The sequence below is a fragment of the Mesorhizobium sp. M0768 genome, assembly GCF_040320195.1.
Classification (GTDB): domain Bacteria; phylum Pseudomonadota; class Alphaproteobacteria; order Rhizobiales; family Rhizobiaceae; genus Mesorhizobium.
In genome coordinates, this window is record NZ_JAMYPD010000013.1 from 1 (window position 1) to 13,031 (window position 13,031).

Consider the following 13,031-nt stretch of genomic DNA (forward strand, 5'->3'; position numbering starts at 1 on the left):
CTACCAGCGTTCTCATCTGCGCGAGCACAAGAAGGAGAGCCTGAGGGCCTTGGCCGCCTGAGCACCGTCATGTGTCCGCCGCTCCGCTAAACAGGGGGGCTGCGCGGCGGACACGCCGACGTCAACGCAATGCCACGCCATTTTGCTGAACTTGACGCACACAACTCGAACCCGCTGGGTGACGAAGGTTGAGCATCAGCCAGAAATGGGCATCCCGCTTTGGAAAAATCCGGTGCTTGAACAAAGACGGAGCGGCGGACCGTCTCGAATTGAAGGTCCGCCGTTCCGGGCCGTTCAGATCACAAGGAACGAACCTGCCGTAAGCGACAGACCTGGAGAGAGAGTGGCGAACTGTATTTGAGCTGCGCCGCCGATACCGTCGGTGTCGAAAGAGAGCGCTCCGGTTGAACTGTTGTAGATGATATGGTCGGAGCTATCATGCGCAGCCGTGCCAGCAAAGAAAGCATGGGATGAGAGGCCTCCAAGCTTAAGCCCGGCAAAAACGGCGTCGTCGAGCTGGATCTTGTCCTGGAGCTTGTTGAAGTCGGTGATCTTGTCGATATTGCCGGCTCCAAGAGCGCTGTTGAACACGAATGCATCATTGCCTCCGTTACCGGTCAAGATGTCAGCACCGCCGCCACCATTGATGACATTGGCGCCGGCATTGCCTTGGATGGTCTGGGCAAAGGCGTTGCCGGTCAGGTTGATTGCAGACGTACCGGACGCATTGGTGGTGGCGAGGAGCTCGATCTGCGAGCCGGCCAACAGGGCGTGGCTCACCGAGGCGAGCACTTTGTCGTTGCCGCCGCCCACCGCCTCGTAAACCCTGTCGCCGGCATTGTCGACATAGTAGGTGTCGTTGCCGCCATAGCCGGTCATCGTGTCGGCGCCACCGCCGCCGTTGATGATGTTGGCACCGGCATTGCCCTGGATGCTCTGGGCGAACTCGTTGCCGGTGAGGTTGATGGCCGTCGTGCCGGACGGGTTGCTGGTGGCGAGAAGCTCGATCTGCGAGCCGGCCAACAGGGCATGGCTTACCGAGGCGAGCACTTTGTCGTTGCCGCCGCCCACCGCCTCGTAAACCCTGTCGCCGGCATTGTCGACATAGTAGGTGTCGTTGCCGCCATAGCCGGTCATCGTGTCGGCGCCACCGCCGCCGTTGATGATGTTGGCACCGGCATTGCCCTGGATGCTCTGGGCGAACTCGTTGCCTGTAAGATTAATGGCCGTCGTGCCGGACGCGTTGGTGGTGGCGAGAAGCTCGATCTGCGAGCCGGCCAAGAGGGCATGGCTTACCGAGGCGAGCACTTTGTCGTTGCCGCCGCCCACCGCCTCGTAAACTCTGTCGCCGGCATTGTCGACATAGTAGGTGTCGTTGCCGCCATAGCCGGTCATCGTGTCGGCGCCGCCGCCAATCCCTCATTTTGATTCGATAGCGCCCCGCGGATGTCTGCCTACTAGAGGGTGTATATTAGCGCCAAATCACATACCTGCAGGCTCTGATAGAATGGTTGATCGCCAATAGGAATGCTGCACGGAAGGAGTAACTTCCATGGACATAATAAATAAGTAACAAGAATATGATCCCATCAAAGGGCCGTGTTTTATCCAGCCCATCTGGTTAGATTGAAAGACAGATAGTTAATATCTAGAGCGTATCTTGCAGATCGCTGAAATAAACTTGTGAATTATGTTTCTATCTAACTGTTCACCCGCGCATTGAGAGATCAGACAGACGTTCACCTAAGAGCCAGACCCCTCCACAGTCTCAATCCCGCAACCAATTAGTTGTGGATAATTCGTAGGTGTCCGCGCGTTCGTCGCGTGAAATCGGTCGGCAGATCAGGTCGCCGGCGTCGGAACGGTCCGAATCGGCTTATCCGCTGGTCGCAAGGAGGCAGGTTGCGCCAGGAGTTGTGGCTGAGGGGTCGACTATCATGCCTGGTAGCACAAGCGGGACAAGCTGAGGCGCGAACCCGGACCGGGAGCTTAGGAATCCGACGCGCCCAGCGTAGAGCAGCCGTACAACGCACGACTGTCGGAAGCGCTTTCTTCGGTTGCCTTATCAGTTGCAAGTCCGGCTTGGCCGAACCCCTAGAGTTCGAGGCGCAATTCATCACCGTACCCGTTCCTATGCACCACCAGATGCCGTCGAGGCGGTTCGCGATACCCGTAAGGCCGTGATCCCCATGCAGTTTGCCTCATTCAAACAGACGAGGACAGTATGCAAGCCTCCTCCTACCGTATCCTTTCACGCGCACAGAAGTAACGAAGCAAAACCATGAAAGCAGATGCGAAAGGCAGTTACTTCACGCGACCGGAACACGGCGCACGGACGGGAGCTTCGCGATGAATCCGCATCTCGTTTGTGTGGGAGGCGAAGATCACGCCCTGAGAATTCCGTTCCTAATGTCGCTGCGCGAAAGCGGCTTCCGGGTCACGGCAGTTTCAACCGGCGATGAGGCTGCGTTTTTGCGGCATGGCATTCCGCATCGCCGCTACGGTTTCGACCGATTTGCCAGCGGCACTGGCGAGTGGACCGCTGTAAGAGCGATTCGGAAATTGCTTGCGGAACTTCGGCCTGACATCGTCCAAAGCTTCGATACCAAGCCTAACCTGCTGACACCCATTTCGGTGCGCGGAACGGTCCCGGTCGTGCGCACGATCAACGGCCTGGGCTGGACATTCTCATCGTTGGAACCGCGTGCTCTGGCCTTACGTCCAATTTTTTGCGGACTACAATGGCTTGCCTCCTTCTGGACGGCAGCGACGGTATTTCAGAATCGGGACGATGAGGCTTTCTTCAAGCGCTTTCGATTGATTGAACCTGGCAGCGGAAGAGTGATCCGCAGTTCTGGCATCGATGTCGATGCGTTCGCTATGGCGAGGCATCTTGCTCCGCCGGCGGCGAAAATGCGCCAGGAACTCGGGCTCCAGTCAGCAGAGATCGTAATTTTTGTGGGCCGGCTAACCCGCCAGAAGGGCATCCCGACGCTGCTCCAAGCAGTCCCCCGCGTCCTTTCTAAAAGGCCTAATGCGCGTTTCGTGCTTGTCGGCCCTTGGGAGTCCGAAGGTCCATTTGCATTCGACAAGTCGGAAATCGATAGACACGCTCCTCATATCATCGCGCTAGGCCCACGACGCGATGTTCCAGCCCTTCTTGGCATGGCCGACGTGTTCGCCTTCCCCACACAATATCGAGAAGGAATCCCGCGCGTCCTGCTCGAGGCAGGGCTGGCGGGATTGCCCATGGTCGCCTCAAAGATGCCCGGCTGCAATGAGGTGGTCGAGGATGGATGGAACGGCTACCTAGTCCAACCCTACGACGCCGATGGCCTTGCATCTCGAATAGTCGACATCCTGTCCGACCGCAGTCACGGAAAAATCATGGGCGGTCGTTCTGTCGAACTCGTCCGTGAGCAGTTCGCGCTGCCGCGGGTGGTCGCTCAGTATTGCGATCTGTACGAAAATATCCTTGGCGCCAAATCCCACGGTGGCCTCGCCCGACCGGCGTATCCGGTCTTAATTAGAGACGATGCTGTCAGCGGTAGATTGGATGTGCGCCGATGATCCGGGACGCGATCCTGGCCTGCGGGCTCGCAACGACCTATGCGGAGCAACTCGACATTCCCGGGTCGCCCTTGGGGATTGGCGAACTGTTCCTCGTGCTTTGGATCATGCTGTCGATCGCGCGCGTCCTTGCCGGCGGTCGCCTGGAGACCAGGCCGGCGCTGACACTCCTTGCAAGTTACTGGACGATCATGGCGCTGGCTCTGGGGGTCGGCACCGTTGTCGGCTATCTGACCACAGTTCTATACCTGACGGGCCTGATGCACGATACGATGGCCTACCTGCTGTTGGTCAGCGTCACCTGCCTTGCCGCTGCAGAACCCGACGCCGACCGCCATCTCCGTCGTACTGGCTGGTGGGTCGTGGGTATCGCGAATATGGCCCTTGCCATTCAGCTGGGACAGGGCTGGGGCTGGATCCCCCGAGCTGGCGTCGATCCCTGGTACTGGGACCGCTTTCGCGGCTGGTCGCACAATCCAAATCAGCTCGCGCTCTACTGCGCAATCTTTGGCCTGCTAGCCTTGCATCTTGCGACCACCACCAGCAATCGATGGGGCAGGTTTCTTGGGATCGCCAGCTTGTTCCTAACCTTCTATGTCGGGAGGCTGACAAAGAGCGATACCTATTTGTATACCAGTATCCTGACCTGCCTGACGTTCCTCGGGCTGCGGATCAGGACATGGCTCAAGACCGGTGGCAACAGGGGCAGCTTTTCACGGCAAGCCGTCCTCCTGTTGCTCGTCGGTATCCTTCCGTTGGCGATCGCGATAACCCCCTACGCCGTGACGGAGGCGAGCGTCCTCGAAAACTTCGCCAAGGGCCTGACCAAGGACAAGGGCGGCGAGGCCACTGCCGAAACCGCCGCACTCCGCGTGCATCTCTGGGACGAAGCAATAGAGAAGGGCGCGGAATCCGGGTCGTTGGGCCTTGGTCCAGGTCCGCATCTCGAGCGCCCATCAGTGTTCGAATCGCAATTTCTGGAACGACCCTTCGAGGCTCACAACACGATCCTCGACCTGTACACTCAAGGTGGACTTACTGCGGTTCTGGCGCTGGTCTGGATCGTCAGCGCCGCCATCGTGTCGGTATGGCGTGCGAAGCTCGACGCGCTGTTAGCGCTCGTGGTGTCAATCGCTATTTTCGGAATGCCGCACCTGATCATCCGTCACCCGATCGTGTGGTTTGCGCTGACCATCTGCCTTGTCGCCGGTGCTCCGAAAGCAGTTTCTGCAATCTCCAACAATCCGGGTTAATGGCATGTGTGGTATTGCCGGAATTCTTCTTGCCCCCGATTCAGCCGACACGAAGCCGCTCAAGGCAATAGAGCAAATGACGGCCGCGCTTCGTCACCGCGGACCGGATGGCGAGGCATTCTGGATACATAGCGAAGCCGGGCTTGCCTTCGGTCACAGGCGTTTGGCCATTGTTGATCTGTCGGAGGCGGGCTGCCAGCCAATGCATTCCGAAAGCGGCAGATACGTCATTACGTTTAACGGCGAAATATACAATTTCCGCGATCTGCGCTGCGAGCTGGAAAGTACAGGTAGTCATTTCAGGGGCACCAGCGATACCGAGGTCATGCTTGCCGCCATTGAGAATTGGGGCCTCGAAAAAGCACTCACACGCTTCGCCGGAATGTTCGCGCTAGGACTATGGGATCTGAAGACGAGGACGCTCCATCTCGCCCGCGACCGAATGGGCAAAAAGCCGCTTTATGTCGCCTCAACACGTGATGCGCTTGTTTTTGCCTCTGAGTTGAAGGCGATCACCCGTTTTCCAGGTTTTTGTCAGGAGCTCGATATCAATGCGGCCGCGGCGATGCTTTCGAACGGATGGGTACCGGATGACAGCTGCATCTGGCGAGGCGTGTTCAAATTACCGCCGGGTTCGGTCCTGTCGGTGACGGCCGCTGACTTCGCCGCGTCGCGAAGTGCCGCCTCGCTAGCGCATCGTATTCGATACTGGTGGTCGCTAGCCGAAACCGCCGCCAAAGGGCGGGCGGAGCAGGTCGTCGGCAGTGACGAAGAACTTACCACTGAACTGGATGGCCTGCTTCGACTTGCCGTTCGGGAGCGCATGATCGCTGACGTTCCGCTCGGGGCCTTCCTGTCGGGCGGAATAGACAGCTCGACGGTTGTAGCCCTGATGCAGGCTCAATCGGACAAGCCGGTGCGCACGTTCACGATCGCTTTCGGAGAGGGCGGGTTCGATGAGGCTCCCCACGCGGCGGAAGTCGCGCGGCATCTGGGCACCGACCATACCGAACTCCACCTTTCGGCTGCCGTAGCGCGCGAAGTCATTCCAGAATTGCCGCAGATCTGGGACGAGCCTTTCGCTGACGAATCGCAGATACCAACTCTGCTGGTGGCGCGGCTCGCCCGCCGGCACGTTACGGTGGCTCTGTCGGGTGACGGTGGCGACGAATGCTTCGCCGGCTACGCCCGCCACTTCATGGCTGCCCGCCTGCGACGACAGCATACTCTGCCGTCGGCACTGCGTCGGGCGCTCGCGGCAGGCACTGGGTTACTGGCCCGTGCAGCCCGTCACGATCTCGTCGGGAAGCTGCCGCTTTCGGAGGGTGCACGGCATGCGCTGCGGGGCGACCGGCTGGATCGCCTCGCTCAGCTACTCGCTGCAGCCGATGAGGACGAGTTGTTTCGGCGACTGACGAGATCGTCGACCGAGAACCTCAGCCTGCACCAGCCCCCCTCATCAATCCACGTCGAGCACCGGCTTGATGGGCTGCTGTCCCGTCTTTTGTATGACGATATGGACGGCTACCTGCCCGGCGATATATTGGTGAAGCTGGACCGCGCCAGCATGGCCAACAGCCTCGAGGGGCGGTGCCCGCTACTCGATCATCGGGTTGTCGAATTCGCCTGGCGCCTGCCGACGAATACCAAGGTTCGTAATGGCAAAGGTAAGTGGATCCTTCGTCAGTTGTTGCGCCGGTACGTTCCGCAGCGACTGATCGAGCGGCCAAAGCAAGGTTTCGATGTTCCTATAGCAGTCTGGCTGAGGGGCCCGCTGCTCAGTTGGGCAAACGATCTTGTCGCCGATATGCGCATCTCCGGAGACGGAATTTTCGACCTTGCGAAGGTGGATGCGTGCTGGCGCGGTCACGTCGATGGCAGGCACGACCATTCTCGCGAATTGTGGCCGGCTTTGATGTTCCAGGCCTGGCACAACGAGGCAAGGCGGCCATCGCCGCTAGCAACGGGTTCTCGCGTGCCCGAACTTACAGGAGATTAAGATGGAAGGGTCCATAGTTAGCCGCATCCACCTTCCGCACGTTACCGAAATGCACTTGCCTGCGCGCGAAATCACTCCGCGCATGAAACGGCCGTTGCGTGAGCAGATGGACACGCAAACCCCGCTCCATCAGCTCCTCGTCACCCTCTCAAGAAAAAAGTGGTTCCTCCTGGCCATGGTCGTCGCAGGCGGTGTCTTGGCCGCGCTTGGAGGGCTTGCACGGCCTGCCCTATACGAGGCCACCACGCAGGTAATCGTCGACGCACCTAGTAGAGCAGCCCCTGCCGGCGGCTTGATCTCTGCTCAGGATCAGCTGGATTCCAGCATTGACGACCATATCACCATGCTCTCATCGCAAAGCCACCTGCGAAGCGTAGTGGCAGCGCTGCGCAAAACAGATGCTGCCAATGGGGCTAAACAGGCTGGTGCTCGAACCGGAAACCATCCTCCGAAGCCTGTTGGCGTCGAGCCGCTGAATTTGCGCTCGGTTCCAGCCGATTTGCTGGCCAAAATTTGGCCGCGAAGCACGCCGGCGGCGCCAGATGCGGCTGAACTCAAGGTGCTGCGTGAAGGTATGAGGATCGGCCAGGAGTTGCGATCGAGAGTTATCAGTGTCGGCTTCACCGATCACGATCCGGCGCGAGCCGCTCTGATCGCCAACACGTTCGTCGAAGTGTATATTGGCGATCTGGCAAGGAAAAGCCAAGCGTCGGACAGGCTGGAACTCGACTCGATAGTCTCCGGGCTGCCGACTATACAAAGCAGTCTGGCAGAAGCGACCGATCGTCTGGAGAGATATCGGTTGAGCCATGGCGCGGTCGATCAAGGTGCGGCGGACAATGCTGCCAAGGAGACAGCCGAACTCACTCAGCAAATTTCCTTGTCGAAAGCGGACCTCTCCGCAACGGAATCCCGACTCCAACAGATTCAGGACTTGCGAAAGGGGGGCGCGCCCGTTGCCTCGGTAGCCGAAGCCATCGGATCACCCTTGCTGGCCGATCTCTTGGCAGGCCAGGCCAACGGCACGGCAGATGAGAATGTCACAAATGCGATCGATCGTGAGATCGAACAAGAAATCGCCCGCGTCGCCGCTGAGGCAAACATCTATCGCTCCCAGATTGCGGCGCTGCAAAAGCGTAAGGATGTCCTAGATGCGGTTGTGGCCGATACAGCCGGCCGGCTTTCCGGACTGCGTGCTCTCGAGCCGCAGGTCAGCATCCTGACGCAGCGCTACAACGACCTTTTGACCCGGCAACAGGACTTGATGCGGCGTATTGCAAGTCCATCCCCCGGAGTCAGGCTTCTCTCAGCGGCGTGGCCCCCTACCAATCCAACGACTCTTTCACCAATTTTTCTTATTCCGCCTGGCATGGTCGTGTTTGGCCTGATTGGAGGGATTTTCATACTTGTCCGCCAACGCTTCGATCGCACATTGCGCGGAGAGGCCGAAGCTGAAGCAGCGCTCAAGGTTCCGTGCCTCGGGCTAATACCCCAGGCTCCCACAACGCACGCGAAGCGACTGCAGCAGCTGGTTTCAGGCCAGCAGGGGTGCAGATACAGCCGCGCCGTGACGTCCCTGCTTGTCGCCGCGGCGCCCCAACAGGCAAGGGATTACTCGAACATAATCTTGATAACATCCTGCGGTGAGGATGATGGCAAGACCGAGCTCGCATGGAGCATGGCCTTGGCGGCCACCAGACTTGGAGGGCGAGTACTCTTCATTGATCTGGACCGCACGGACCACCGCCTTACGGGCGAGTTTGTGAAGGAATTCAGCGCACGTAAGCCGCACAATTTTTTCGGAGACTATGTGAGTGACCGTTGTGCACTGCACGATGCGATAGCAGGAATGTCGGCGATCGGGATCGACTTCATGGCGCTCGCACCGTCGGAGGATCTGCTGCCCTTGCTGTCCAGTGTCGACGGCTCCCCTTTCAAAGATGAACTGCACTCGATCTATCGGGTCGTCATCATAAATGGACCGCTGGGGCTTGAGGGACCAGAGGCCAGGCTCCTGACAGGCTGGGGTGACGTGGTTCTTTTCGCCGTTCGCTGGGCGAAAACGCGACGCAGCATCGCGCGAGGCGTTCTGGACCTGCTTGCGGGCGATGCACCAGCTTCGGTCCCCGTCGCAAGCGTTCTCACGAAGGTTAATCTCAGGAAGCACGCTGGTTACCGGTTCGGGGACAGCGCTGACCTCTTGCTGGAGAGGACATGACGAGCGCGGCTCTTGTTGTTGCGCACTTCCCGCTTGGTTGAAAATCACCGCGCTAGGCGCTGCGCCGATCGGCTGCTGGGCGCGGGCCATCCGGCAGTAGCTGGGGTTGTCGCGGAGAGATCCATCCGGAGCGTGGGTCCGAAGTGTCACAACGGAACCTACGGCCAGGAGCCGCCGGACGGGCATTCATGAATTCCGGACCCCATCTGAGGCAACGCGCCTGACGCCGTCCTTCGTCTGCTTGGCGTTCACCGCGCGCCTAGTGGTGTCGAAATCACCCTTCACGCGGACCCGCTCATCGCTGCTTGGCTTGGCGATGAATCCGTAGCGCAGGTGACGAGACTTTGTCGATCTTTGCCCAGAGTGCGCTCCCCCCCATCGTCGATGCATTCCTGACCGCGTATGCCCATGCCGGCAACCGCGATGGTGAAATCGCAAGGGCAGTCAAACCTTGCGCAATCCGTTGCGCTTTGCTTCGCGGCAGGGCGCGCACGAACTCACTCACGCTACCTGGTTTCTCTCCCTTTCGGAAAAAGCTGTGGACGATGTCTTGTTTCAGGAATTTGGCGAGATTGAACGGCTCCCGCTCGCACTTGCTCAATTGCAAGCCGTGCCGCTGACATATGGCATCGAAGGCTTCTTTCGTCCATCGGCCGATGTGGTTTGGTGGCATGTCTATGAGCGAGCCATGGGACTCCATGTAGTAAGTTCTGTTTTCATTTGGCACGGCGATAAAGGCAGATCCTTGCGCCTTCAAAAGATATTTCAATCGAGCAAAAACGTCGTCCACTTGGTCCATATGCTCGAAGACTTGAAACATGAAAATAAAGTCGAAGGACTCTTTCATAGAATCGAAGCTGTCCATCCGAAAATCGCCTGAATAGGTCTTAAAGCCTTTCGACGCCAGTACAGACCTCGCCGTTTCGTTGTAGTCGACCGCAGAGATGTCGGAAACATGGAAGAATTTATTCTTGATGCGATCGAGAAAATATCCGAACCCAGACCCCACTTCGAGGGCAGTTTTTCCGCCAGTCTTCAGGCCCGCGAGCTCTTCGATAGTCCTTGAATATTCCCATTTCATGGTCGGATAGGAAGGGTACGCCCAGGCTAAGTTATAAAATTCAACGCCGCCAGCGACGAAGGGATCTGCAAAACCGAATCCGCAATCTGCGCATTTGCGGATATCGCATGTGTTGCTGCCCCAGAGATCCGACAGGTGGCTTGTTAATTTTCGAGAGCGATCGGGGTCCTGACGCGGATTGATGAAATGTCGAGAGGCCTCATCTGCTGTCACTTCGAACAATTTCGCGGTTGATACACTGGCACACGCCGGACAAATGGTCATCTCGCTTACCCCTAAAGGCCAGACCGAAGGAAAGCCGCCTTCGACGGTATATGATGCGCCCCAGCCCGCCCGCCGTCGCGCTCGACGATGCCGCCATGCTCAGAAGCTAAATCGTCTCAGGCTACGCGATCGACCCAGTCTCGGGCGGATCGCGAACACGTAAGTAAGAATGTGCTGGCTCGCTATTTTCATAACTGACGGGCGAAGAATTTGCATCGCATCTCGGATCGTCGCCCGCCAGGGTTGCTGGTGGAATCTGCTGGGAAGACGAGCAACCCGCAGCGCCCGTAACAGAGTCTCAGGGCAGGGAAGATGTTTACGATCCTCGATGAGGTTCCAGTTAAGCTCTTTGACGGCAAGCGTTACCTGATCGACCTCATCGAAACTCTTGGTTGTAGTGATGCTCGGGTGGTTCGTCGCGTCGTAGAAGATCAAGCCATCGTTTATCGCGACCATGTCTCCGTGGCAGGCCAGATCGACAAAGAACAGCTGGTCGACTCCAGCTGGGATTGAATTATGGGCGCGCATCAGGCAACCCGCGTGAATGACGTCGCGGTTGATCAAAAGCGTCGATGGGATGATCCCAAGGCTCCGCGTCGTGCGGACCAGATAGAGGTCCGTCAGGCATTGCTGGCTTGAGTAGACGGAAATTCGTTGCCGCCCCTGCGGTGGCAATCGGAATTTCATCCGATCGTCCTCAATTATATTGGCTGCACAGGTCATGAATGCAGCTGAGGGATGCTTGGTGGAAACCTCGGCAAAGGTCTTGAGTGCGCCCGGGGCGAGCCAGTCATCGTCATGGAGCAGCTTGATCCATTTTCCGGCGCAAGCGAGCATGGCATTGTTGGTATTCTCTACCTGACCGCGGCCCCGGCAGTTTTCGACAATTCGGATGCGAGGCTCGGTCCGCGCATACTCGGCCACGATTGCCCAGGTCGGTCCGTCCCGGCCCTCGTCGTCGCTGACGACCAACTCCCAACTGGAAAAATTCTGACTCAGAATGCTATCCATTGCCCGGCGGATCGTGTCCGGTCGGCGAAAGGTTGGGATTGCAACTGAAATGAAAGGGCGCAGTCGCGAAGCATCAGCGCGATGATGTTGGTCAACCACAGCGGTCGTTTGGAGCTGATCAAGCTGCGATTGTTTCATGGTGCTTTTCCCTCGAGATGATGACCTTGTTTTGGTATGGCAGCTCCCGCTGGTTTAATGGCATGGCTCAAAATATACAGAGAGGCCGCCGTTTTCAGTGCAAACCCGACGCCGCCGCCGGCCGCCATCAGATAAATGACCTTGAGTGGTTCCCAACCTGCCTCAGCACCGGCAAGAAGCGGACCAAACACCAGCGCCGTCCGCGCGCCGTCGACGAGAAGCCGTAGCTCCTGCCGGCGCAGGAGAGCTGGGACATCTTGAAGTGGCGTCGCCAACGCCTGCGCAGCCCCCATGAACGCCAGCGCGGTCATAATGTCTGCGGCGGGAACCCAGGGCGGGCCCAGCAGGGGGACGACAATATATGGCGCAGCCAAGCCAAGCGCCAATATTGGCAATGCAGTGAGGCAGGCTGAAAGCATCAAGAGGCCGCGTGCGGTGCCGAGCAGATGTCTGCGATCACTGTTTTTGTTCGCCTCGGAGACAAAAACATTGCTGAGCGGGGTGGCGATCAGCGTGACCGGCGCAGTCACCAGCCGCGCTGCCACTCCCAGGTAACCCGCAAAAGCGGCGCCAAACAGCGAACCAACAAGTATTGCGGGAAGATTGATAATGGCGAAACTCGCGAGAGCTGAGGGAATGTCAAATAACGGAAACTTGTATTCTCGCCTGGCGACGGCAAAGACGGTACGCCACGGCGCTCGGGCGACGCCGTGTAAGTCCTTCCAGCTCAGAATCCGAGAGCCGAGGAGTCCGATAAAAATGAATTGGCTCAGGATATGGGCATGTACCATCGACTCACCTCCGAAATGGGCGAGCCCAAAAATCAATTGCAGCAGGGCCATGGTCGCCGGCAAGATCAGCCGGCCGAGGGCGAAGTCTCGTAGCAGGCCTGCGCGCAGGCTCCAGCAGTTCATGGCTTCGACGAGACCTGCGCCCGCCATCCCAAGTGGAACGAGCCAGGCGAGGTGGCCGACCCGCGCTGGAGCGATGCTCGCCCACAGCAGTCCTGCCGCAAAGGCGAGGACACTCGTCACCGACACAGCCAGGAGAATGAGCTTAACAGTCACATACGCCCGCGCATTGTCCTTGACACCATAGAGAGAGGCCTCGAAACGCAGTGCTGCGATCGCGCCGAGGATGTTTACGATCGAAAGATAAATCGTGAAGATCCCGAAATCTGCCGGGGAATAGAGCCGGGCCAAAACGGGAATAGCGGCGACGAGAGTCAACTGACCGGCAATCGCCATGGCCGAAACGCCTCCTGCCGCGCGCAGAATACTGCCGATCGGGCTTGGAGGAACACGGGTGATTATTTTCTCGACCGTAGGAACCGTCCTGGATCTCAGAAAGTAGCTTTGGGACATGAGCTCGCGATTCCGAGGAGGCAAAATGCGGTTGACCGGAGCTTACGATGGGGCCTGAACGTCACCATCATCCATCTGAATGACATCGTTCGGCGGAGCGGCGATGTAGCGAATTCTTTGTGCTCCGGGCGGG

General features: G+C 58.5%; 8 protein-coding genes. 4 read left to right on the plus strand and 4 right to left on the minus strand.

The window, feature by feature from the left end; genetic code table 11:
* Positions 1–294 precede the first annotated feature (294 nt).
* A complete protein-coding gene (locus NKI08_RS17820) occupies positions 295–1,395 on the minus strand; it encodes a calcium-binding protein (protein ID WP_352771194.1) in 1,101 nt (366 codons plus the stop codon).
* Positions 1,396–2,349: 954 nt separating this feature from the next.
* Here NKI08_RS17820 and NKI08_RS17825 point away from each other — a divergent pair.
* From NKI08_RS17825 to NKI08_RS17840, 4 genes are read left to right on the plus strand one after another with little or no spacing between them, the layout of a single operon-like run.
* Complete coding sequence (locus NKI08_RS17825) at positions 2,350–3,570, plus strand: glycosyltransferase (RefSeq protein WP_352472459.1); 1,221 nt, start codon at positions 2,350–2,352, stop codon at positions 3,568–3,570.
* On the plus strand, positions 3,567–4,823 hold the full coding sequence (locus NKI08_RS17830) for an O-antigen ligase family protein (RefSeq protein WP_352771196.1): 1,257 nt from the start codon (positions 3,567–3,569) through the stop codon (positions 4,821–4,823). Before NKI08_RS17825 ends, NKI08_RS17830 begins: the two co-directional genes overlap by 4 nt.
* A gap of 4 nt (positions 4,824–4,827) precedes the next feature.
* On the plus strand, positions 4,828–6,822 hold the full coding sequence (asnB, locus tag NKI08_RS17835; RefSeq protein ID WP_352771317.1) for an asparagine synthase (glutamine-hydrolyzing): 1,995 nt from the start codon (positions 4,828–4,830) through the stop codon (positions 6,820–6,822).
* A 1-nt stretch (position 6,823) separates the two neighbouring features.
* Entirely contained in the window at positions 6,824–9,040 is a 2,217-nt protein-coding gene (locus NKI08_RS17840) for a GumC family protein (protein WP_352771198.1), read from the plus strand.
* Positions 9,041–9,335: 295 nt separating this feature from the next.
* On the opposite strand, the gene NKI08_RS17845 is transcribed toward NKI08_RS17840, so the two are convergent.
* The 3 genes from NKI08_RS17845 to NKI08_RS17855 all read right to left on the minus strand — a co-directional run bounded on the left by NKI08_RS17845 (position 9,336) and on the right by NKI08_RS17855 (position 12,781).
* Positions 9,336–10,385: a class I SAM-dependent methyltransferase gene (locus tag NKI08_RS17845; RefSeq protein ID WP_352472463.1), complete on the minus strand. Its 1,050-nt coding sequence runs from the start codon at positions 10,383–10,385 to the stop codon at positions 9,336–9,338.
* A gap of 99 nt (positions 10,386–10,484) precedes the next feature.
* Positions 10,485–11,534 carry a glycosyltransferase family 2 protein gene (locus NKI08_RS17850; RefSeq protein ID WP_352771201.1) on the minus strand — a complete coding sequence of 350 codons (1,050 nt, stop codon included), beginning with the start codon at positions 11,532–11,534 and terminating at the stop codon, positions 10,485–10,487.
* Positions 11,531–12,781 carry an oligosaccharide flippase family protein gene (locus NKI08_RS17855; protein ID WP_352472465.1) on the minus strand — a complete coding sequence of 417 codons (1,251 nt, stop codon included), beginning with the start codon at positions 12,779–12,781 and terminating at the stop codon, positions 11,531–11,533. Before NKI08_RS17855 ends, NKI08_RS17850 begins: the two co-directional genes overlap by 4 nt.
* Positions 12,782–13,031 lie beyond the last annotated feature (250 nt).